This is a genomic window from Hyphomonas jannaschiana VP2 (assembly GCF_000685215.1).
Taxonomy (GTDB): Bacteria; Pseudomonadota; Alphaproteobacteria; order Caulobacterales; family Hyphomonadaceae; genus Hyphomonas; species Hyphomonas jannaschiana.
On the sequence record NZ_ARYJ01000004.1, the window covers coordinates 324,241 to 347,775 of the forward strand.

The window sequence follows — 23,535 nt, forward strand, 5'->3', positions numbered from 1 at the left end:
CTGCCCCTGACAGGATTGCTCTCCCGGCCGACACGATCCCCCCGGCAGGCACGACCTGGCTGGTTCAGCTCTCCGACCCCCAAACCCCCGCCGCCAGGCAGGGAAGGCCGTCGGCGGGGATCGTAATTTTTCCGGCTGATGCACTGTCAGCCATTCAACGCACAAACAGCACACGTAAGGATGATTGTTCATGACCAAAGTTGTCGCCCGTATCCAGGATTTCCTCAGACTTGAAAGCGCTGCCGGCCTGATCCTGATGCTGGCGGCTGCCCTGGCGATTGTGGCCAACAACACGGTCGCAAGCCACTGGTATGGCGCCCTCCTGTCCACGCCCGTGGCTGTCCAGCTTGGGGCGCTTGAAATTGCCAAGCCATTGCTGCTCTGGATCAATGACGGCCTGATGGCCGTGTTCTTCCTGCTGGTCGGTCTGGAGATCAAACGGGAGATACTCGAGGGCGAATTGTCCTCCTTTGACAAGGCGGTGCTCCCCGCGCTTGCCGCCATTGGCGGCATGGCGGGGCCTGCCCTGATCTATGTGGCGCTGAACCTGTCGTCCCCTGAAACCCTGCGCGGCTGGGCCATTCCAGCTGCGACCGACATTGCGTTTGCGCTCGGCATTCTGGCGCTTCTGGGCACGCGTGCCCCGGTCGCGCTCAAGATTTTGCTGCTGGCCATCGCCATTATCGACGACCTGGGCGCGATCCTCATCATCGCCCTGTTCTATACGGAGCAACTTTCGCTTCAGGCGCTCGGCCTGGCGGGCGCCGGCTTCGCAGGCCTGATCCTGTTGAACCGGATGGGCGTCAAGCGGATCATGCCTTACATCCTCGTTGGCGTGTTTATCTGGGTCTGCGTACTGAAGTCTGGCGTGCATGCCACCCTGGCCGGCGTGCTGACGGCGCTCGCCATTCCTCTGGCAGTGCGCAAGGAATCCGGACAGTCACCGCTCCATAAGCTGGAGCATGGGCTGCACCCCTGGGTCGCCTACATGATCCTGCCGGTGTTCGCCTTTGCCAATGCGGGTGTGGACCTGCGCGGCGTGGACCTCGATGCGCTGACGGGTGCCGTCCCGCTCGGGATCGCGCTGGGCCTGTTCCTTGGCAAGCAGCTCGGTGTGTTTGGCCTCACCTATGTTGCGGTGAAGTCGGGTATCGCGCGGCTGCCCTCCGGCGTGAGCTGGCTGCAGGTCTATGGCGTGGCTTGTCTCACAGGTGTGGGGTTCACGATGAGCCTGTTCATCGGCAGCCTGGCGTTCAGCACCGCTGAGGCACTGGATCAGGTGCGGCTGGGCGTCCTGATGGGATCTGTCGCCTCCGGCCTGCTCGGCTTTACCGTGCTCCGCCTGGCAAGCCGGGCGAAGGACGCGCAAAATCTCGGCAGTCTGCCGGCAGGGGCTGTCTGATGCCCCTGCCGATCAGCCGTTGAAGGCGCGGATGGCGTCGATGACGCGGTCCTGGTCGGCTTCGGCGAGATAGGGGTGCATCGGAAGGGCAATGACGTATTTGCTCGCCGTTTCGGTGACCGGCAGAGTGCCTGCGGGCGGGGCCCATTCGGCGGCAAAGTCCTGCATGTGGATCGGGACGGGATAGTAGACCATGGAGGGAATGCCCTGCGTGCCGAGATGCGCCTGCAGGCCGTCGCGGTTTTCGTGCTCGATCACGTATTGCGCCCAGACGCTCTTGCCGCCGTCGATGATGTGCGGCACGCGGCGGACATGGCCTGTCAGGCCTTCCGTATACCGCGCAGCCACTTTCTGGCGCAGCTCGATCTCGTCGGCGAAGATTTTGAGCTTCTCCAGAAGCACCGCTGCCTGGATCGTATCGAGGCGGGAGTTCATGCCGACGCGCAGCGACAGGTATTTCGGGTCGTGATGGAAATTGCGCTGGGCGGCATCGGTCGGCGTCACCTTGCCATAGACGCGCAGTGCCTCGACCAGTTCGGCGAGGCGGTCGTCATTGGTCACCACCGCGCCGCCGTCGCCGTAACAGCCGAGCGGCTTGGCCGGGAAGAAGCTGGTTGTGGCGATGTCGGCCCAGTCGGTCGTTGCTTTGCCGTTCAGCGTGCAGCCAAAGCCCTGCGCATTATCGGAGATCAGTTTGAGGCCTTCGCGGTCGCAGATCGCCTTGATGGCTGGGTAATCCGCTGGCTGGCCGAACAGGTCCACGGCGATGACGACTTTCGGCGTCAGCTTGCCTTCGGCTTTCACGCGGGCGATGGCGGCTTCGAGGCTCGCCGGGTCCATGTTGTAGGTGTCGGGCAGGATGTCGACGAACACCGGCGAGGCGCCCGTCCATGGTACGACCTGCGCGGTGGCGACAAAGGTGAAGGACGGACAGAAGACAGCGTCGCCCGGGCCCACTTCCCAGGCCATCAGCGGCAGGGCGATCGCGTCCGTGCCGTTTGCGCAGCTGACCGAATGCTTAGCACCGCACCAGTCCGCGAGCTGTTTTTCCAGCTCCGTCACTTCCGGTCCGAGCACGTAACGCCCGCTCTCCACAACGGAAAGAATGGCGGCGTTGACCTCGGTTTCGATGCGCTTGCGCTGGGCCTGAAGATCGATGAAGGGAAGGGACATGGGGGAGCGACTCCGCGCGTGACTATACCAATGTGGGCTGCACATAGGGGACCGGCCCGACTGCCCGCAAGTCACGGCTGGTTACAGCGTATTTCGGACCATTTCCCGGTTTCGGGCTGGATCATCATTCCGGCCGAAGAGGGCATCCGTATAGCGATCCGATACCAGCGTCCGACGAATTGAAGCGTGGGCCGCTTCGGCCAGGTTGGAGACAGTGGAGGGGCTGTCATACAGGTCGCGCAGGGCCTTTGCGCCCGCGTCGATTTCCACCTCGGCCCACTGGGCGCCATCGAAGCCCTTATAAATGCCGCTTGGATCTGCAACGGGGATCATACGGTACGGCAGCAGAATGGAATTCTGCGTGTTCATAAACTCGAGATTACCTGACCAGCCGGTCGCTATAACTGCCTTGCCGCGGGCCATCGCCTCGGCGAGGTTGAGTCCAAACCCTTCTGCCCGATGAGGCGATATGAGGACATCACTGCGTGCCAGCAGCGAGTCATGCTCATCTTGCGGCAGCATCCGATCGATCAGCTTGATGCGGACATCCTGTGCCACAGCCTGCATCACTTCGCGCTGATATTCGGGAAACAGGTCCAGGTTGCGGCACTTGATTACAAGCTCTGTCTTCTCATTGCCTGTAAAGGCGTGAGTGAACATGCGGATAGCGGACAGCAGGTTCTTGCGCGGCAGGGATGAGCGACCGTCGGCGATACAGAGAGCACGTAAACGCACGCCGTCATTCGATTCCGCCAGAAGCGGCCGGGGATTGTCCGTTGCAGCGGGCACATAATGCGGGACGATGCGGTGAGAGGTCTCCAGCTTCTGGTGCAGGGCGTCGTGCACATACTGGCTGGGATACCAGACTTCGGACAGCATCCTGGCCTGACGCGCCCAGCTTTTCGGGCCGACCGGCAATTCCCATGCCCAGGCGCCAATAATCCGCCAGTCGTGCCATCGGCGCAGTCCCAGCGCCATCAGCGCCCGTTCCGTTTCCGGGGCATTGGCAAACAGGATCAGCGTGCCGTTACGCGAGCGCGGCATGGCAGACAGCGGCACGACGCTTTCGGTGTCGGCCTGGTTGAACAAGGTGCTTAGATCGACGGCGATGGGGGACAGGCCCTCAATACGCAGAGCCTCATAGCAGGAGCGCGCGGCGCGGCCGATACCATTCCCGGTCTGGAAGGTGCCCGCCACAACCAGCGGGCTGTTTTCGCGGAAAGTGATGGCGCCTGAACCCGGTTGGGGCAGGATCATCCGCCGGAGGGCGGCCTTACCTTGCTGGATAGGCGACTCGGTACGCAAAATTTGGCTCATCATTCCCGGACAGATAGCCGAACAGGCTGCGCGCCAACATGACGCCCCACAGGACGTGAAGCAAGCAGACTGCAGGATATTTTAAGGCCTCGATTCCTAATGGTTTTGTAATGATCGCCGCTGTCTGGACACTGGTGCACCAAAGAGGCACACAGCGTTCCACAATGACCGCGGAGATCCATTTATGTCACTCAAAGTTGAATCATTAGCCATTCCGGATGTCAAACTCGTGACACCGCCTAGATTTGGTGATGATCGCGGCTTCTTCAGTGAAACCTACAATGCCCAGCGTTTCAAGGAAGCCGGTATCGACGCGGATTTTGTGCAGGACAATCACTCCTTGTCAGCCAAGAGGGGAACTGTCCGCGGCCTGCACTACCAGGCGCCGCCTTTCGCCCAAGCCAAGCTGGTTCGGGTTCTGCGCGGCGCGATCATCGATGTTGCGGTGGATGTACGTAAAGGTTCGCCGACCTACGGCAAATGGGTCAGCGCGGAGCTGAGCGCACAGAACGGGGTGCAGATCTACGTGCCGCGCGGTTTTCTGCATGGCTTTGCCACGCTCGAGCCGGATACCGAAATCGCCTACAAGGTCGACAACTATTATTCGAAGGAATGTGACGGCGCTGTGCTCTGGAATGATCCGACGCTGGCGATCGATTGGGGCATTCCGTCTGCGGAGGCCGTGCTGTCTGACAAGGATGCGGCAGCGCCGGCCTTTGCAGATTTCGAGACGCCTTTCTGACGCGCCGTTGCACAGGCACGGTCCTGTCCACCGGGTAATCTCATGCGGGAAAGGGGGTCCGGGCAGGCGAATTCAGCGGACGCGTCGTCCGCGCAGAATCCTGGGTGTTCAATCACCCCGGAGCCCTGCCATGGATACCTCACCGCGTCTCGCTTTGCCGTTCTTGCTGCCGAACCAGGCCCAGAAGCACGTCACCTACAACGAAGCGCTGCAGCGGCTGGATGCGCTTGTGCAGCTTACGGTGCAGGACCGCGATCTCGGCGCGCCGCCTGCCGCGCCGGAAGAGGGCAGCTGCTGGATCGTGGCGGCTGGGGCCAGTGGTGAGTGGGCTGGCCATGAAGGCAAGATCGCTGCCTGGCAGGACGGCGCATGGACGTTCGTCGCGCCGCAGACAGGCTGGCGGGCTTTTGTTGCGGATGAGGGCCTGATCTGCGTCTGGTCCGGTTCGGTATGGTCTGAGATCCTGCAGAACCTGTCCCGGCTCGGCATCGGCACGGAGGCGGATACGGCGACCCCCTTCTCGGCAAAACTGAACAAGGTGCTGTGGGCTGCGCAATACGATGCCGAGGGCGGCGATGGGAACCTGCGCTACACGCTGAACAAGGAAGCGCCCGGCAAGACCTTGTCCCTGCTGATGCAGACGGACTGGTCAGGACGGGCAGAAATCGGCCTGACGGGCGACGACGACCTGCATGTGAAGGTCAGTGAGGATGGTGCAAGCTGGACTGAGGCGTTGAAGATCGGGCGGTCAGACGGGCGCCTGCGGTTTCCGCAGGGCGTTATCCATGAGGTCACAGGTCTGCCGGTTGCTCAGTACCTGCCTGCGCCTGTGGAGGAGATCTGGCGGCTCGATTCTTCGCGGCCTGCCATCCCGCGGACTTTCACACTGGCCTCAGCAAGCGGAACAACCCTGACGCTCGATAGTGCGGACGTGGACCAGATCTATTCCAATGGCATGCGGGACAATGTGGCGGTGCGCGTGTGGAACATGAGCAAGTCACCCGCCGAAGCAGCGTGGGTAGACTGGAACCTGTCCTCGACCGACATGCGTGTAACCGATGCGGCTCACATTGCCAGTTGGATGGCTGGCGACACGCTGCGCCTGGGCGACCCGAACCCGACCGGCGGCAATGTGCTGGAAATGGTGGCGCTGGATATTAGCGGTTATCTGCAAAACCAGCTCGGCGCCGTATTTCCGCAGAAAGGCGTGATGCTGGGCTTGTTCATCACCTCGTCGGATGGGGTGGCGTCACTTTCCTTCTCGGCGGACGGCTCCGGCGGATCGGCTTTCGGCGGCAACAGCCTTACGGACGGGTCGCGCAATGCGATGACGCTGCCCATACCGACGACGGAGCCGTCTCCCATTTCATCCAGCAATCTGGTCTTCGTTCGCGAACAACTGGAGACCGGCACCACGGATCTGACGATCACGTTCGCACGGGTCCTGGGAGTTTATATCTAGGAAGGCATTCTGTCAGCGTTCGAATGAAACATAGCACATGGCTTCAGTGTCGGAGGAAGCGGCGCGAATCTGGATATTTTTTGCGCCCATTTTTTCCAGCGTTTCGGTCAGCGGTTCATGCCAGGCAATGATGGCGCTGCTGAGATGCGGCCGTGGGTCTTGTATGTAACCCGAAATGAAACCGCCCTTCCTGGCGGCGTTCACGATGTTTCTCACCAGCCGGGTATACGCATCATAAGTATGCTGATGGATAAGGACTTCAAAATTGAAGACGACATCGGCCTCGTATTCAGTGACATCATCAAGGGCGGCGAAGTCTGTGTTCTTGAAGCTTTTCCCGGGGAACATGACGCGGTTACGCTCGACCACTACGGATGAAACATCGAGGCCGAGATAGGTCGCCTTCAGGTCGATACCGGACAGAACTTCAAAATCACCGCACCCGACATCCAGGATACTCTCCGGTTTCATCTCATCCAGGAAGTCTGAAATGAGCTCCCGCTTCAGATGCATATTGGTGCCGCGCGAGCCGACGCCGGAGCCCAGCGCGATGTTTGTCGTATACCGATTGTCCCAGAAGGACTGGTTGTCGAATTCAGGATCGTTTGCGGCTTCGTTCCGAATGTGCTGTTCAGAAATTTCCGGATTCAGGAAGACGTCGAGGGCCTTGCGGGCGCTGGGCAATTCCCTGATTTCCCGGACCGCTTCCCGGATGCAGGCGTTCAGGTCCTGGATGGCTTCGGCCGCACCAGGCCTGAGCTTGAACTTTCGCAGGGTCTTGTTCTCGTTAAAGCGGTTGGGTGTGCGCGGCACATGCGCTGCCGGTATGTGCAGGGCATAGGGCGTTTCGATATTCAGGAGCGACGGCAGGATCGCGCCAGCCTGCAGTGGCAGGAAGTCGACATCTTCTCCAAGGTCTTCCATCGCGAGTGCGAATGAAGCCTTGTCGGCAAACAGGGCAGGGTTTGCCAACAGGTCTGCTTTCTCGTTCAGCCAGAGGGCCCATTTTTTCCAGATCTCCGCCAGCTCCCGGCACCGGGTTGCAGGTACGGCGATCATCGCGCTGGAGATGTTGTTGATATGGGTTTCGCGCATCCCGCCGGGGCCGGGAAAGGGAGAAAAGCCAGGACGGTATGGTCGGTCCGGCATCGCTTCGGAAAGAAGTTGCCGGAAGGTCTCTGCCGGAGGCCGGGCATTGTCGTTCGGGAGCGCCCGGATGCGGGATGATCCAAAAAGCGGGCCGGGGTCGCGGACGAAGAACAGGCTGGAGCTGGTTGAAATAACCCAATCGGCATCATGCGAATCCAGAAAGGGGACAATCGCGTTGCAGATAATCGAATCCGGTACCGGCCGTTCAGCCTGCCGCACTTCGATGTCCCTGTTTTCCAGCCAGTCGATCAGGTCTGCCGGGCCGTTACCGACGACATAGACGATCAACCGGTATCTGTCCGCGGGAAGGTGCTGGCGGGCGCAAATGGCCCAGAGAACGACTTCTGTGAAGAACTGGGGTCCCTGATCGATCACGCAACAGACATCGAAACGCGGGGATGCTGGACCTTTGTTGCGGGCGAGCTGATGGGACATTTATACCTCGATGTCTTTCGGGTCAGATCCGGGTAGCCGCCTGAGGCTCACGATTAGGTTTTGGGGGATTGTAGCCAGCATCCGGACCTTGAGAAGCATGCATATGGGTCATTTGCGCAGATGCTGTCTGTCAGCCTTTGGTTTTGGACATGGCAAGGCGAAGGCGGGCGAAGTGACGGGCAATCGTTTGTGCCCGGATGGCAGATTCGGACAGGGCGGCACCGAGCGTGTTCTCGTCAATCCGGTACTCCCGAGCCCCGTGTGCAACGAACCAGGCGTGGAAGTCGCGCCGGCCGGCGGCGGTTGAGAGCGGGAAGGCCTGACGCAGATCTGGCCGGGCTTCGTGAATGGCGAGCATCAGGCGGGTGATACAGGTGCCCGGTGTCTGCTCGACACGCTCGCTGGGTGCGTTCCAATAGGTGTGGTTCGGGGCGACGAAAGGGTCAGCTGGGTTGGCCGGCGGGCCCTGGCGCATCGGATCGATAATTGGTTCGCCAGTCTTGAAATGACCAAACCCGTAAGGGATGGTCGTCCAGCGCGCATGATTATTTGCGGCCAGCCTGTCCAGATAGTCACGTAACAGCTCTGCGGCATCGCCGATGTTTGTCGCGTCAAAGCGCGACTGGTGCTTGGAGAAAATGCTGGTGTCGCCTGGCGCAACGCCGCTGAAATGGAAGAAGACGAGCGGGCTGCCCGCTGCGGTCCAGCCGTCGGCGGTTTTCTCTACCGGGCGGTTTGCAAAATTCCAGTAGGCGACATTGTAACCGGGATCGCGCAGTACGGTGAGGTGCTCAAGGAAGCTTGGCGCGAAGTCGACGAATCGCTGATCGACGAAGAGGCCGTTCTGAAGGTCGACCCGGCAATACTCACGCAGCTTGTTTTTCCACCAGGTAATAAAGGTGCGTGTTTCCGACGTGTTGGCGAAGGCAGCGAAGCCGAGATTGAAAGTGCCCGAACGCATGAGGTCCAGCTCAAGTGGCGCATCGGCCTCCGGCAGGGGCTTGCAGATGTGGGGCGTCAGTACAGCAGATGCGCCGGCGGCCAGCGCAGTGTGAACCTGCTGCATCGGGCCGAACAGGCGAATGTCGGGATCGAGATAGATCACCGCATCGTAGCCGCCCTTGTCGAACATGTAATCGAAACAGAAAGGCTTCACGGCCGTGTTGAACTCGATCACGGTATAGCGGAAGGCCATATCGCGCATTTCTTCCGCACCGAGGTCTGAAACCGGTATGATTTCAACGCCCTCTGGCGTTTTCTCTGAAACCGGCTCGTCCGCCAGGAAGATTTTGAAATCGAGACCCGGCTCTGCCTCCAGCACGCTGTCGCGAAGCGTCAGGGCGTAGGCCAGATAGTTGCGCGAGCAGATTGTGAAGCAGCCGGTTTTCATTGCGCGGGACTAGCATTCCTCTTGGCCGTATTCAAACACAGACATGAGATGGCTGGTTGAATCCTGAGGGCGATAATGGAAGGAAGGACAGGCGGGATTCCAGAAGAGAGTTATGACGTGACAGAGCCTGATGGAGCTGCGGGGGGACTGGTGCAGACACTTCGCAGGAAGCTTTCGGTCGCCCTGCGGGCGGTGTGGCGGCGCATGCCGTTTCCGCCAGGTATGAAAGATCGCGTGGCTGGGTTCGTATTCCGCAATCTGCCCTTCCTGGTCAGTTGGAGCGCGACCTATCGGAACTGGAAGCTGGAGGTCGACCGGCTGGCCGAGGCTAGGCTTCGGCAGTCGCTGCGCGGCCCTGTGGAAGCCGACCGGCCTGTTCATGCGGAACTGTCGGGTCTGCCGCGTCCCGACTCCCTGCTGGCACGGGCGATCGCTTTTTACCTGCCCCAGTTCCATCCGATTCCCGAGAATGATGAATGGTGGGGAGCGGGGTTTACCGAGTGGACCAATGTCTGCCGGGCGAAGCCCCAGTTCGAGGGGCATGACCAGCCGATCCGACCGGGGGAGCTTGGCTATTATGATCTGCTGGAGCATCCGCATGTGCGGCGGCGTCAGGCGGCGCTGGCGAAGCAATACGGCCTGGAGGGGTTCTGCTTTTACTTCTACTGGTTTGCCGGCCAGCGCCTGCTCGAGGCGCCGATCGAAGCCTGGGCGGCGGATGAGGAGATCGACTTCCCGTTCTGCCTTTGCTGGGCGAACGAGAGCTGGAGCCGCACCTGGGACGGGCGTGAGCAGGAAGTCCTGATGGGGCAGAACCACACGCCGGAAGATGACATCGCCTTCATCTCCTATCTTTCCCGCTATCTGCGCAATCCGAAATACCTGCGTGTGAAAGGGCGGCCACTTGTGATGGTCTACCGCCCCGGCCTGTTGCCGGATGCGAAGGCGACGGCGGAACGCTGGCGTAGCTGGTGCCGGGAGAACGGGATCGGAGAAATCTATCTGACCTGCACGCAGTCTTTCGACATAGCGGATCCGGCAGACTTTGGGTTCGACGCGGCGACGGAGTTCCCGCCGAACAATATGGGGCTGGAACCGGAAGACGGTCTTGTCGTTCCGGTGTCGGACGATTTCGAGTGCAAGATCTATGACTGGAGCGTCCTGCCGAAACGGGCAGAGGCTTATGAAGAGCCCGCTTACAAACTGTTCCGCGGGGTGACGCCGCGATGGGACAATACGGCCCGGCGGATGAACCGGGGCACGGTGTTCGTGAACACCGGTCCGGACGAATATGCCGGCTGGCTGCGCAAGGCGGCTCTGGATGTGCAGGCCCGTTTCAGTGATCCGTCAGAGCGTCTCGTCTTCATCAATTCCTGGAACGAGTGGGCCGAGGGGGCGCACATCGAGCCTGACCTGACACACGGCTACGCATGGCTCGACGCCACCCGCAGGGGGCTGCAATCGGACAAGGATGCAGAACGGGTGGAGCCTGCAGAGCTTGTGCATGACATGGCCGGCAACCTGCCTGCGCCGCGCCGCAAGATCATTGTCGTGGTGCACGACCTGCACAGGCACGGAGCGCAGTACCTCTCGCTCAATTTCGTTGCGACGCTTCACAGCGTGTTCGGATATGACGTGGCGACGATTGCCGGCGGCGACGGCGCGCTGGAAGACAGGTTCCAGGTTTACGGTCCGCTGGTTCAGGCCATGCGCGGCCGGACAAGTGAGCGGGATCTGCGGGACATGATCCGCGCGCTCGCGTCGGATGGCTACACAAAGGCGATCGTGAATTCTTCCGCGTCCGGCTGGCTCGCACCCTATCTGGCAGAGCAAGAGATCGAATGTATCGGCCTGGTTCATGAACTGCCGGAGATTGTCTCGCTGATGCAGCTGGAGGCCAACCAGCGGGAATTGGACAAGCTTGCGAAACATGTCGTCTTCGCTTCTGAAACGGTCCGTGACCGAACGGCGAAGGAAGTGCTCGGTCACGACTGGGCCAATCCGGTGATCCAGCCGCAAGGTCTCTACAAGCGCGACGGAATCATCTCGCTCGATCAGAAAGCGGCGGCTCATGCACAGCTATGTGAGGAATTCGGCGTTCCGCACAGTGCGCAATTCATTCTCGGGGTTGGCTACGGCGATCATCGCAAGGGAGTCGACATATTCTGCCGTTGGGCACTGGCCGCAGCAGCCGCGGATCCTTCCCTGCATTTCATTTGGGTTGGAGCGTTGGCGCCGGAGATGGAGAAGGAATGCCAGGCGATCCTGTCGGGAGCTGGTGAGGTGGCTGCGAATGTCCATCTGCCCGGTTTTCGGAATGAGACGGGCCGGTTCTATGCAGCGGCAAGCGCATTCGCGCTGACATCACGGGAAGACCCGTATCCGTCCACCGCGATCGAAGCGCTGGATGCCGGCACGCCTGTGTTCATGGTCGCCGGAACGGGGGGCGTGGCAGATCTGGCCGGAGATGGCGCCGTCACCGTGTTGCCTGATGCAGACCCGGAAGGGTTCGCACGGGAAGTTGTGAAATTGCTGGGAGATCAGGCTGCGCTGCAGAAGGCTGCCACGTACGGCCTGGAGATCGCCCGCAGCAAGTTCGGTTTCCGCAGTTTCGTCGGGGACATGCTGCGCCTGCTGGATGAGCCGGTGCCAAAAATCTCGGTGATTGTGCCGAACTTCAACTATGCGCATCACCTTCCGCAGCGGATCGCGTCCATCCTGAACCAGTCCCTGCCGGTGTGGGAGATCATCTTCCTGGATGACAAATCCTCGGATGACAGTGTGGCTGTGGCGCAGAAGCTGTTGCACAACAGCTCCGTCCGTTACCGGATTATCGAAAACGGGAAAAACTCGGGCTCGGTTTTTGCCCAATGGAAGAAAGGCGTGAGCCTCGCCGAAGGAGACATTGTCTGGATCGCCGAGGCGGACGACTGGGCGGGCCGTGACTTCCTGAAGACGGCTGCGGCGGCGTTTTCCGACCCGGACGTTGCCGTGTCCTATACGCAATCCAATCAGGTGAGCGGCGCGGGGGAGATCCTTTCTGCAAGCTATCTGGATTATGTGGCGGATGTCGGCCTCGCGCGTTGGCGCCAGCCATTTGTGACGGAAGGTGCGGATGAGCTCGCCAATGGCTTGTCAGTGAAGAACACCTTGCCCAATGTGAGTGGGGTTTTGTTCAGACGCGAAGCCCTGCAGCGGGTCCTCGATCAGTATATGGATGAAATCCTTTCCTACCGCGTCGCCGGGGACTGGTGCGTCTATGCACGTATGGCTGGTGAGGGGAAGTTCGCCTACGACCCCCGTCCGCTGAACTATCACCGCCGCCATTCGGAAAGCGTGACAATCTCAAAGTTTGGTCAGGCCGAATGGGACGAAATCCAGCGCATGCAGGCCTTCGTAGCCGAACTGGCAGATGTCAACGACGACATGGCACGGCGTGCCGACGGGTATCTGAAGCATCTCGCTGAAAGACTCTAGCGCAGGGCTATCGGGCCTGGCGTGCCGGATTCACGTCATGCTTTCTTCGTAGGCCTTCAGGACATCCGCGACTGGGCCGGCGGCTCGAATTCTGCCGCCGTCCAGCCAGATGCCGGTCGCACAATTGTCCATGATCAGCTTGTGGCTGTGAGAGGCGAGGATCAGGATGCCTGCCTGCGAGACAAATTCCTGCATCCGGTCTGTAGCCCGCTTTTTGAATGCCACGTCTCCGGCGCTGAGCCATTCGTCGAGGATAAGGATTTCCGGGCTAAAGGCCGTCGCGATGGCAAAGGTCAGCCGCATTCGCATCCCTGCGGAATAGGAATCCATAGGCATGTTCAGGAAGTCACCCAGCTCCGAGAACTCTGCGATCCCTTGTCGCTTTTCCTCGATTTCCTTTCGGGAATACCCGGCGGCCAGGCCACGGAGCGTGATATTGCGATGGCCGGTCGCCTCGGCCTGGATGCCGATATTGATATTGATGAGACTTGTGATGTTCCCGCGCGAAATCAATCGTCCTTCAGAGGGGGAGATAATACCCGCAAGGGTCTGAAGCAGCGTGGTCTTGCCTGATCCATTTCGGCCGATGATTGCCAGTCGGTCTCCTTTTTTCAGGTCAAATGAGATGTCGGAAAGCGCCTTCACACCACGCAGCTGGTGGCGCCTGTTCCAGATCAGGCGCGGATCATGCTCCGACAGGCCCTGCTCCCGAACGTTTCCGCTTACCTCGAACTTCACGCCGATATTTTCGGCGCGCAGGAAAATATCATCACCTTCCGGTATCGCAGGCAGGCCTGAAGCATTGGGGCTGGTCCCGGGGGCATCACTCTTATTCATCGATACTACAACCAGTAGGGCAGGCGGCGGTGCGAATATCCGCCCACAACAAGTGCGATAACAAACAACGCTACCGACATGTACAGGATGAACATCCAGCTGTGCGGATCAGCGTGCCTGCCGAGAATGGGGGCAGAGAAAATTTCCAGCGCATGTGTCATCGGATTGAGTTCCGAAACGGTGCTGCGCATGCCGCGTGAGACGTGCTCATCGCGAACCCAGAGGACGGGGGTCGTGAAAAACAGGATACGGGTGATCGATTGGATCAGGTGCTCGATGTCGCGGAAGCGGGCGGTGATGTAACCGAGAATCATCTGGACGAATACGGCATCCACCAGCAACAGGAGAAAGGCCGGGATGGCCTCCCAGGCGACCAGTTCCAATTTATATCCGTACAGGAAAAAGATGGTCATTGCGACGATCATGTTGATGGTAAAGACGAAGAGCGAGCGCGCAATGCTTTTGTAGATGTGCGTCGAGTGCGGCAGCGGCACACTGCTTATCCAGGTGCGGGCAACACGGAATACGGCACAACCGTCTGTGATATTCCCAAGCAGGAATGTGAAGATGGCAAAATTAATCGCCACATAGATGGTGAAGCGGTTGTGGTCGAGGTCGGAGAAGGTGCCGAAAAAGATCGAAATCGTGGCGACGAAAATCAGATACGAAAGAACAATCCAGGCCAACCCCAATTTGCTGCGGCGGTAACGATTCTGGATCTCATCTGATGCAAAGGCCAGCCACAGGTGCACCCGCTTGGCGCCATCGACCAGATCGGTCAGCACAATCATGGGATTGAAGCGGTCCGTCGTGGAAATTCTGACGGGTCTGGTCATACTTATTCACTCGTTTTTACGAACCCCGGCACGGTCGGTAACCCGTAGGGCTTCGATAGGGAAGCCCAATGGATACCATTGCAGCAACTTTACATTTTCGTGCAAACGAGGACTTCGATGAACTCGGCCTGAATGCCACGTTCGATTTCGTCGATCGTGATCATGTGAACCGACATTCCGCACTGTTTCCGGATAAACGGAACGATATCGTAGCCCCAATCCATGGTGACAAGCGAACCTTTCTCGTCGATCGGATTTCCGTGATAGGCAGGTTCCGTCAGGTGGACAATGCTGCCATCTGCATCCCGGTTCGCCCGGCGTACGCTGGTCTTGCACTTGTTGACTAATGGAACGGTCAGGATGTGCATGCCCCCCGGTTTCAGAACACGGGAGATCTCCCGAAACGCAACTCCGGGTTTGAAGATATGCTCCATCACATCCTGAGTGATGAACAGATCGAATGAGTTGTCCGGAAAGGTCAGCGCTTCCAGTGATTCGCACCGCTCGTTTCGTTGCGGGTGCATCGATCCAAGCGGAACATCCGGGAAATAGTGTGAATAGGAATATCCCCGGCATTTGCGGCCGAGCTTTACTGACACGCCGCGCCCACCGGGGGAGGATTCGTGGATCGTCTTTCTCTTATAATCCGGCACGTAGAGGTCGATAACCCGCATCAGGGCGCGTTCTCTAGGAACCGAATGGCACACGGGACACAGCAGGTGATCGCGGAACCACTTGAAATCGGAATGGAAGACGACATCGTTTTCACAAATGTCGCAGCGACCGGGCTGGTCGAAACTGAATTTGGCTGTCATGCAGGGCGGACCGAATGGAGATTACCAGCCCTGAAAAAGTACTGAACTGACAGGGAGACAAGCTGCCCGGTTTCCTTTACCGATCCGAGCGGAGCCGGGGCGCGGGTAGAGGTTATGAATGCCAAAAACGGGAATCCTTTCAATCTTGCCCAACCTGGACGCAAGGTCACAACACTCTTTTGACAGGTTGTATCATCTTGTTGGACAGAACACAGGGAATCTATTGTTCACCAACGCTGTATGGAACCAGATAGGTGGTCCGAAAGAAAGGTTCAGTTTCAGCTTCGACCCTGAAAAGTTGAATTCGAGGCTGAGTGCATTGGTCATCCCGGCTGCAAACTGGCTGGGTCCGACCGTTGATTTTTCGGATCTGGCAGACTGTATCGAACGCCTGACAATTCCTGTCGTCCTGATTGGACTTGGGGCACAGGACGCCTCTTATTCCGGGTCAATTAATGTTCCTGAGGGGACCGTAAGGCTGGTCAAAGCTGTTGCGGCACGTTCTGCTTCGATTTCCGTGCGCGGGGAATACACAAAGCAGATCCTGAATGGCTTGGGTGTGCAGAATGTAACTGTCACGGGATGCCCGTCGCTTTACCACGATTTTCGCCGATTTACGCAGCCGCCTTCAAAGCCGCATGTGCGCGCCGACCGCGGGTTGATACATTCCACCCGCTATTCAGCGAGCTATGCGCCGTTCGCCAAGGCAGACTCGGTGCACCGCCGTTTGTTCAGGTTTGCATTCGCCAGGAAGCTGGACATCCTTTTTCAGTCAGAGCCAGAGGAAATGGCCTGGCTGGCTGGGCTGACAAAGGCTGGAGGGCTTGATGATCAGCTCCGCAGCCTTCTCATGGAAATTTATGACGCTGGCGACTGGGATAAACTGGTCGCTTATTGGCAGGCGCACGGCAAAGTTTTCTACGATGTTGATGAATGGTCGCGCTCACTGGATGCGTATGACTATGTGCTCGGCACCCGGCTGCACGGCACGATCATGGCGCTGAATTCCGGTGTCCCCGCAGCGCTGGTCTACCATGACAGCAGGACTCGCGAGATGGCCGAATTCGCGGCCATTCCATCCATATCGGCAGAGCAATTGCGATTGGATTCCCGATCAGTTGAGGCCTTGTTCCGCAAGGCTGATCTTGATCGCTATTACCAGCGGCGGAAAGAAAACCATTTGAAGTACCAGGCCTTTTTGAAAGCGTCAGGGCTCAACCCAGCAGATGGCTTTGGATTGGCTCAGGAGCATAAGACTGAAGGCTGATGAAGGCTACCAATCGAGACAAGTGCTCAAGCTCGGATCAGTATATTTCAACCGAGATCCGGAGGAGGCGACCCTGCTTGCTTCCGTGTTTTGATTGGGGATTTTAAGTGAACAGAAACTTGCTTACGTCTGTGCGCACTGTCTTATATGCAATGAGGATATTAAACGGGATTGGTCTTACATTCGGTGCTGCCGGAGGATGTCATTTCTTGCCGGACTTATACAATCAAGATAAGCCCATAAACTGTTGCCAAAGGATTTGTGCTGAGCGTCATTGATCGGGAGCACCTCGTCAAAGAGGCAACACGACAGGTCTGCATTATTCGCGCAGACCAAACAGGCTAGGGTAGAAAATTCATTATGGACGAAAAACAACTTTCGGCGCTTGCTGCACGCCCTCTGCTAAAGCCGGGCTTCCGGCCGTCGAGTATCAAGGGGCACATACCTCCGTTCCGGAAGTTGCGTGAGGAGAACCAGTACACAGGCCCTGTGGATGTCCGAATTCCTGGTTGCGGACCATTCTCAATGTATTGCGACGCTGACGACAACGTCGCTCAGACGTTCTTTTATTATGGCGAAGGCGCTTATGAAGCTCTTTCGATGATCTTGTTTGCGCAACTGGCGCGCCGGACCACTCGTGTTATGGATATTGGTGGACATACGGGCGTATTCTCGCTGACGGCGGCGCGAGCGAATCCTGCCTGTCGGGTTGACTATTTTGATATCGTGCGGGCGGTGAAAGAACGGGCAGAGGTCAATGTGCGGATTTCTGGTCTCCAGGACAGCATCAAACTTAATTTACTGGGGATGTCTTCTCAGACGGGGGAGATGGATGCGCACGTGAATGCCAATCAGGCGCTCTGGACTGGAGCGTCACTCGAAAGCCTTCCAGAGCGCGTTCGCCAAAAGGGGGCAACAACCGAGAAAGTCTCCGTTTCGACGATAGATGAGTTCTGGAAAGAAAACGGCCACCCTGAGGTGGGGCTTATCAAGCTTGATGTCGAAAATCATGAGTTGGAAGTCTTCAAGGGCGGACAAGGTATGCTGTCGAAGCACCTGCCATTCATGTTGTGTGAAGTCCTCAGTGCACAGCAATTCAGTGCATTCCAGGAAGCTCTTACCAAAATCGGGTATAAAGCTTTCTATGAAATAAATGATGCTGACTTGACGATGCGTGCGGTTTTGCCCGGGTTGAAATACGAAGACGGTAGCCACTACGAGTTTAAAGAGTACCATAATATCTTGGTCGCCAGAAACAGGCTGGGCCCGGCGTTCTTCGAAACGATTGCAGAAACCCTTAGCCGCTGTTCCCTGGGGCTGGCGAAACTGAACCCAATTTGGTCCGGGTGCTGATTTTCACCCGAACCAGCTAGTACAAGATCAAACCTGACGATGAGTACACAGGCACGACGGACTCTTTATCTCCACGTCGGCGCACCGAAATGCGCCTCCACAACACTCCAATCTGCATTGGCCGAATACCGGGGCGGTGAGATGACTTTTCCGGAAGTCGCGGCCCACTCGATTTCTATGAAAGCCGGTGTTCACTGGCTAACTGAGCTGGAGGGCTATGTCGAACCGGTGAAGGCGGCAGCAGATTGGCAGGATCGCGATTGCATCCTGTCGCATGAAACTTTCTATGCCCATTTTGATCGGACATTTCCAATCCTGCGGGAGTTGTTCCCTTCTCACTTGCTGCGGGTTTTGATTATCGAGCGCGACGTCAACAACCAGATCCGCTCGACACTGGCGCAGTGGGTTAGGACGTGTATGCAGATTCCAACATCCAGACAGAGACTGGAGCACTATCGCCAGATCGGGCCAGCCGAGTTCAAGGCCCAGATGGAGGCTCTTCAGCAGAAGGCCCGCACGCAATGGACCGAGGTTGCGGATTCCTATGTTTTAGGAGATGTGCGGGATGTCGCACAGCTGGCCAGCGAGTGGCTTGGAGACAGCGCCATAATAAAACATATTGGCGAGACAGGACGCAAAAACATCAGCCTGTCGGAAGCCACCGTCGAAAAAATGTTGGCCGAGTTGGATACTTTCAATGGAACGCCAGAGGAATGGCGCGCCTTGGCACGCAAGTTTGAGGGGTGATCCACGGTAAGCGCGACTTTCAGGCAACTGGTGCGCTGACATGGTTACGTTTATTGCGCGGCGTGAGCCGGGATTACGCAATCCTGATAAAATGAGGGACAGGCGTCCACATCGAAAGGGTCGCTGTAGATCTCGGTGAAGCAGTTATCCGAGCGGAAGAGGGAGCGGTGCGACGCTTCAACGGGCTCCCCGTTTGAATAGTGGCCAAATGACCACGGGATAAGCAGCTCTTCCCGGATCTGGTCTTCATAAATGTGGTTTGCATACCAGCGTGACAATTCATTCAGGACGTTGATGTCGTCCACATAGGGTTCGCTGCTGCGGTCATAGAGACCCTGAACATACTGCCCGATCTTGTAGAAGCCGGAAAAATGGATGAACCCTGCAGGGTCTCCATCGATCAGGATTTTCCCGTCCGCGTCCCGTGTGATTTTCCGCTGGAAGGAATTCCACCTGGCGAAATTGTGCCGTCCATGCCTCATGACGGCGTAGTCATCGGTGTAGCTGGGGACGAACTCAACCCATTTCTGATCTGTAAACAGACCGTTTTCAACATCGGCAGTGCAGTAGAGTTTCAGCCGCTCCCACCACCACTCGGCGAAGCGCTTGCCGGTATCGGTCGCGCTGACACCAAAGTACCCAAGATTGAAGGTTCCCACCTTCAGCGGATTACGCTCGAAAAAGGCCCACTTGTCATCCGGTCGCATGTCTGTCTGGTGCGGGGTGAGGACGATGGATTTTTCTGAAATGGCTTTTTGCAGGTCGGGCAGGTCGTCGAACAGTACGCAGTCGGGGTCAAAGAACATGACCCATTCTGTGTCGGGCCGCTCTAAAAGTTTCTTGGCCACGAGGGGTTTTACGGCCGTGGCGAGTTCCATGATGTCATGACGGAAGATCCAGGCAAGGTCGCCAATGCCTTCCGATGCGATCAGCTCCCTGACGGTGTAAGCCTCGTCGAAGCCTTCGTCTGCAAGAGGCGTTTCCCCGGTCCATTCATCTGTCAAAATAAAGACGGTTTTTGCATCAGGAATATGCTCCCTGACGGATTTCAGGAGGGCCTTGGCGCAGGGAAGGAAGTTTCGTGCTGCGGTGGTAAAAATGTATTTCATGTCACTCGCCGATTACCAGAAGCCTGTGAACAATTGGGTTCAGTCCGGAAGCCCAGAGCTCGGGATGTTTTTCATAATAAGCCCGGATATCGAATTTGGCCTGAGGGTTGATCAGGGCAACAGCGCCATAGCGGACGAAATGGAGCGCGGGGTCCAGGCCGCCAGTGTCTCCAACGCGCTTCGTATAGTAGCGTTTGTCGAACATTCCCGACTTGCGGACCAGCGCCGCCTGAACTAGGTCCGCCTGGTGGAAGTACCATCGCTGCCGGATCAGGGAAGAAATGAACTCTTCGCCCTGAAGGGACGCGTATTCGGAGAGATACTTACCGAGCGGGTGCATGTTCTGGCCGTTCGCCGGAGCGGGGCGAGTGTCAGACTCCCGGGTTTGCCTCCCGACCTGATCCACGAATATTTTCGAGAGGGGTTTGATGGACAAATCGAGGTTGCGCATTACCGCGTCGTACCCCGACTGCATGTAATCATTGTATGCTTTTACATTAACCTGGGTCAGGTCAACCAGGTCCATATCGATCGCCTTCAGCACCTGTTCCGCATCATTCCACTGGGCGTGCGGTCTGCCGTCGAACAGCTCATTGCGCAGCCGCCAGACATGCCACCACAACTCAAAGAAGGCCGATGTGTGCACGAACATTTTGTGATCGGCATAACTGTCATCGAGCGTATTGGTCTGATTGAGCCACTCTATGATCGAAATCCGGATGGGTTCGAAGGATTCCAACAGGTGATGAGTCGCCTGATTGCTGTCTTTTCCCAAACGTCTCCATTTGTACAGACGCGCCGAAATCTGGCTGATCCTGCTGCTGTTCAGCATGGCGCGCTGGTTGAAGATCCGGTCTTCCCCAAGTGCGACATTTTCCGGATACCGGACGTCGGCTCCCAGGACGGACCGCCTGATCAGCGTTGCCCAGGATGAAAAATAGAAGACGGCGGAAGCGTGATCGTTGAAGCTCACATTCCGGACCGGCGCAGACCAGACATCGTCCTGGGCATTGGGGACGAGCTGGCCGTTTTCCCGGAACAACCAGTGCCGGCAGCGCGTGTAATCAGAGTCAGACCGGAGGGCTTCATGCACAAGCGTTTCCAGATATTCCGGCACGATAATGTCGTCAGAATCCACAAAGGTCACATAGTCGCCTTCCGCGGCGTCGATACCCATATTGCGGACTGTGGAGACGCCTGCGCGCTCGCTGAGCGCGATCAGCTGGAAGCGGTCATCGCCCTCGATGAGTTTTTCGATCAGATCGACGGAGTTATCCGTCGAGTTGTCGTCGACGAGAATACATTTCCAGTTCGTGTAAGTCTGTGCCCGGATGGATTGGAGGCACTCCCCGATATAGGCCGCATTATTGCGGTTCGGGATAACGAAGTCGACTAACGGGTTCGCCTTCACCAGCGGACCTCCTTACCTAGAATGTTCTCGCCGAGCGGAGCAGTTTCCGGATCAGTGGTTCCATGCGGAGAAAACGTATTGGCTTTTGAACTGCGCTGATAATCATGTTGCCGAGCCGGTAACGGGCACTGCCCTTCACGGCGTTTATGGCGCCCTCGACATTGTGGCGTATCTCTTCTGCGGACGGAGCGGCCGGTGCGTGTTCGGAAGGCGTCAGCCGGGCCACTTCAGATTTCAGGTCAGCAACTTCCTGCGTCAGGGCGCGTTTCATTTCCGCCCATTCCATGACCTGGTATCCGCCGGGGGCGGTAAAGTCACGCGGATCGAATTCCGGCCCGAAGACTTCGCGGAATGCTTCCCGGGTTTCATCGGCAGAACGAAGGCTTTCCAGCTTCAGGATCAGGCTGGCCGTTGTCTTTTCGGCTTTCTGGACCTGTAGCCGCATCTGGCGGGCAGATTCGCGGGCGGCATCTGCTTCGCTGGCGAGCCGGGTCATGGCTTGCCGGGCCTTGTCTCCGCTTTCCGCCCTAGGCTCCAGTTTCCTGATACGCTCTGTCAGGTGCCGGTTCTGGACATTCTGGTGCTTCCAGATCCGGTAACTCTTTCCGAGCAGAGAGGATACCGGGAGCATGGCCGCGAGAATGGAGCGGGCTTCAGCCAGCTCTTCAAGAATGGCCTTCGCATCGGCCTGGCTGATGGCGGTCAGTTTGCGGGACAGAAGCAGCTCGTAGAGCTTGTTGGCCTGCGCCGCCCAGAACGAGTCCGATCCTTCAGGGGCGATCTTCTTTTCCGACCGGTTGAGGTCGGGATCCACAAAGCTCTCGACATATTTGTCAGCTTCCAGCTTCGCGAGTTTGCAGTTCAGGTGATCGGCCATTGCCTCAAGCGTCGCGGCCGGCTTTTCCAGAACTTCCGAGAAGGGGACAATGAAAGGAGCGACCCTGTCACCCTCATCCATGGCCGCAACTTCCAGAATTGAAAGGTTATGGCTGATCCAGCTCATCAGCGTCTCATCAAGATCCGCCCCGGTGATGTGCAGCAGGTCGTTTCGGTAACCCGGCTCACGCTTGTTGCGTTTCTGCTGGCTGATGGCGCACGCCATCGGATCCCTCAGCAGGGTAATCTGCTGTAGCTCCCGTGTCGGCTCCGTCAGGCGTAGCGCATCCCGCCAGACAGGCAGGGTCAGCGAGATGCGAGGGTCTTTGACAACCCAGGCATTTGAATGTGCGTTGAGATCGCTGACAATGTCACAGGCGGAGACATATTCATCCAGAAGCTTGCGTGCATGGCCGGGATGAACGACGTCAAAGGCCGGGGTCGCCCAGTGCTGGTTGAGCGCTTCCAGAATGCGCCCGTTCAGGCGGACGACGCGTGCGTCTTCGTAATAGCCTTTCGGGTTGTCGTCATCGCCCGGGATCAGGTGCTCTTCGTCGAACCACATACCGAGCGCGCGCATCGCACCACCGATGAGGGACGTTCCGGACCGATGGAACCCCGTAATGACAACGGCTCTCGGGCGCCCGAGCACAGATGTGTCACGACTTTTTCTGTCCGGCTTTTCGCCGGCTGCGCTTTCGAAAAGCATTGGGCGGGCCATGGCCGCATTGGCGCGGTCAATCACTTCCGGAAACGGCATGCCGTCCGGCGTCAGGACATGGCCGCGCCAGTCATATTGGTCGTGTACATGGCAAATGACGGGGGCAGACGGCAGACTGATTTTCTCATAGAGCTCCCGGTTCAGGTGCAGCGGGAAGTTCATCGTCCGTGGAAGGTGAACGACGGCGGCTCCGAGGGTCATGCAGGAGAAGCCGAAGGAAAGCTGGTCGACATGTTTTTCGTATTGCTCGCCAAGCCGGCTCATACAGTCTTCTTTTGCCAGCATTTCGAGCGCGATACGCCGCCATTCAGACCTGAACTGCGCCAACATGCTTCCAGGCAGAACATAGAATCCGCCATTTAGATTGGCCGACAGAGTTGGGTGACCCTCTATGGTCTGAGCCGAAAACGACGTATTTGCGATACCAATGTCGTTTGCGACACTCTTGATGGTGTCCCAGGGCGGATTGGGGAAATCGACGGGGCAACCGGCGACAGCCCATTTCAACTCAGGAATGTGAGGGCGCGGGTCTTCGACGAAAGCGAGATCGGCATCGCAGAGGATGACGTGCTCGTATTCCCGCAGCGCTTCAGTATCGAGTTGGGAAATCTTGTTACAGTATTTCCGATCGCCAAATTTCGGGACCGTCACGCAATTGATGCCGAGGGCCTGAAGCCGCTCGCTCAGCGCCGGATCATCATATACGAGGTGGACGAAAATATCGGCAGGATCCACCCCGGCATTTTCGGTCAGGGTCGCCAGCCAGACGTTCAACTGAACGAGGAATTTGGTGTTCTCATCGACGACACAGCTGAACGCGAACTTCTTTGACCGCATTGTTACCCCTTCGCGCCCTTGTCACCCCGGTTCAGGTTCGTTGGCCCCTGACGTGTACGCACCGGAAACGGGCAAAGCAAGCGCAAGTCTGCACAATATAAACCCTGGCTGAAGAAGGCCAATTTTAAACCAGACATACCCGCAGGTGACCGGATATTTCACATGGCAAACAACAGCAG

General features: G+C 58.0%; 17 protein-coding genes. 7 read left to right on the forward strand and 10 right to left on the reverse strand.

Going from position 1 to position 23,535, the window contains the following annotated elements:
• Positions 1-190 precede the first annotated feature (190 nt).
• Positions 191-1,402: a Na+/H+ antiporter NhaA gene (gene nhaA / locus HJA_RS08165; protein ID WP_035580565.1), complete on the forward strand. Its 1,212-nt coding sequence runs from the start codon at positions 191-193 to the stop codon at positions 1,400-1,402.
• 12 nt (positions 1,403-1,414) lie between these two features.
• Here the strand turns inward: nhaA and HJA_RS08170 are convergent, their stop codons facing one another.
• Positions 1,415-2,575: a DegT/DnrJ/EryC1/StrS family aminotransferase gene (locus HJA_RS08170; protein ID WP_035580568.1), complete on the reverse strand. Its 1,161-nt coding sequence runs from the start codon at positions 2,573-2,575 to the stop codon at positions 1,415-1,417.
• Between the two features lie 81 nt (positions 2,576-2,656).
• Complete coding sequence (locus HJA_RS08175) at positions 2,657-3,772, reverse strand: glycosyltransferase (RefSeq protein WP_162177042.1); 1,116 nt, start codon at positions 3,770-3,772, stop codon at positions 2,657-2,659.
• A gap of 304 nt (positions 3,773-4,076) precedes the next feature.
• Between HJA_RS08175 and rfbC the strand changes: the two genes are divergently transcribed.
• A complete protein-coding gene (gene rfbC / locus HJA_RS08180; protein ID WP_035580575.1) occupies positions 4,077-4,634 on the forward strand; it encodes a dTDP-4-dehydrorhamnose 3,5-epimerase in 558 nt (185 codons plus the stop codon).
• 130 nt (positions 4,635-4,764) lie between these two features.
• Positions 4,765-6,096, forward strand: coding sequence for a DUF2793 domain-containing protein (locus HJA_RS17965; protein ID WP_051597504.1), 1,332 nt, complete (start codon positions 4,765-4,767; stop codon positions 6,094-6,096).
• Between the two features lie 12 nt (positions 6,097-6,108).
• Here HJA_RS17965 and HJA_RS08190 read toward each other — a convergent pair whose 3' ends face one another.
• Entirely contained in the window at positions 6,109-7,680 is a 1,572-nt protein-coding gene (locus HJA_RS08190; RefSeq protein WP_035580578.1) for a class I SAM-dependent methyltransferase, read from the reverse strand.
• Positions 7,681-7,810: 130 nt separating this feature from the next.
• Positions 7,811-9,070: a hypothetical protein gene (locus tag HJA_RS17970; protein ID WP_051597505.1), complete on the reverse strand. Its 1,260-nt coding sequence runs from the start codon at positions 9,068-9,070 to the stop codon at positions 7,811-7,813.
• A 234-nt stretch (positions 9,071-9,304) separates the two neighbouring features.
• Here HJA_RS17970 and HJA_RS08200 point away from each other — a divergent pair, with 234 nt between their 5' ends.
• Positions 9,305-12,547: a glycoside hydrolase family 99-like domain-containing protein gene (locus tag HJA_RS08200; protein ID WP_162177043.1), complete on the forward strand. Its 3,243-nt coding sequence runs from the start codon at positions 9,305-9,307 to the stop codon at positions 12,545-12,547.
• 30 nt (positions 12,548-12,577) lie between these two features.
• On the opposite strand, the gene HJA_RS08205 is transcribed toward HJA_RS08200, so the two are convergent.
• The 3 genes from HJA_RS08205 to HJA_RS08215 form a co-directional block, all read right to left on the reverse strand.
• The gene (locus tag HJA_RS08205; protein WP_051597507.1) at positions 12,578-13,384 is read right to left on the reverse strand and encodes an ABC transporter ATP-binding protein; all 807 of its coding nucleotides are present in this window, start codon (positions 13,382-13,384) and stop codon (positions 12,578-12,580) included.
• Between the two features lie 5 nt (positions 13,385-13,389).
• Complete coding sequence (locus HJA_RS08210; protein ID WP_081814604.1) at positions 13,390-14,220, reverse strand: ABC transporter permease; 831 nt, start codon at positions 14,218-14,220, stop codon at positions 13,390-13,392.
• Between the two features lie 89 nt (positions 14,221-14,309).
• Positions 14,310-15,035, reverse strand: coding sequence for a class I SAM-dependent methyltransferase (locus HJA_RS08215; RefSeq protein ID WP_035580584.1), 726 nt, complete (start codon positions 15,033-15,035; stop codon positions 14,310-14,312).
• A 118-nt stretch (positions 15,036-15,153) separates the two neighbouring features.
• On the opposite strand from HJA_RS08215, the gene HJA_RS08220 reads away from it, so the two are divergent.
• The 3 genes from HJA_RS08220 to HJA_RS08230 all read left to right on the forward strand — a co-directional run bounded on the left by HJA_RS08220 (position 15,154) and on the right by HJA_RS08230 (position 18,402).
• On the forward strand, positions 15,154-16,302 hold the full coding sequence (locus HJA_RS08220; protein ID WP_081814605.1) for a polysaccharide pyruvyl transferase family protein: 1,149 nt from the start codon (positions 15,154-15,156) through the stop codon (positions 16,300-16,302).
• 360 nt (positions 16,303-16,662) lie between these two features.
• Positions 16,663-17,655 carry an FkbM family methyltransferase gene (locus tag HJA_RS08225; protein WP_081814606.1) on the forward strand — a complete coding sequence of 331 codons (993 nt, stop codon included), beginning with the start codon at positions 16,663-16,665 and terminating at the stop codon, positions 17,653-17,655.
• Between the two features lie 141 nt (positions 17,656-17,796).
• Entirely contained in the window at positions 17,797-18,402 is a 606-nt protein-coding gene (locus HJA_RS08230; RefSeq protein ID WP_035580593.1) for a hypothetical protein, read from the forward strand.
• Between the two features lie 50 nt (positions 18,403-18,452).
• Here the strand turns inward: HJA_RS08230 and HJA_RS08235 are convergent, their stop codons facing one another.
• From HJA_RS08235 to HJA_RS08245, 3 genes are read right to left on the reverse strand one after another with little or no spacing between them, the layout of a single operon-like run.
• Complete coding sequence (locus HJA_RS08235; protein WP_035580596.1) at positions 18,453-19,511, reverse strand: hypothetical protein; 1,059 nt, start codon at positions 19,509-19,511, stop codon at positions 18,453-18,455.
• Between the two features lies 1 nt (position 19,512).
• Positions 19,513-20,922 carry a glycosyltransferase family 2 protein gene (locus HJA_RS17975; protein ID WP_051597508.1) on the reverse strand — a complete coding sequence of 470 codons (1,410 nt, stop codon included), beginning with the start codon at positions 20,920-20,922 and terminating at the stop codon, positions 19,513-19,515.
• 16 nt (positions 20,923-20,938) lie between these two features.
• Positions 20,939-23,356: a sulfotransferase family protein gene (locus tag HJA_RS08245; RefSeq protein ID WP_035580599.1), complete on the reverse strand. Its 2,418-nt coding sequence runs from the start codon at positions 23,354-23,356 to the stop codon at positions 20,939-20,941.
• Between the last annotated feature and the right edge of the window lie 179 nt (positions 23,357-23,535).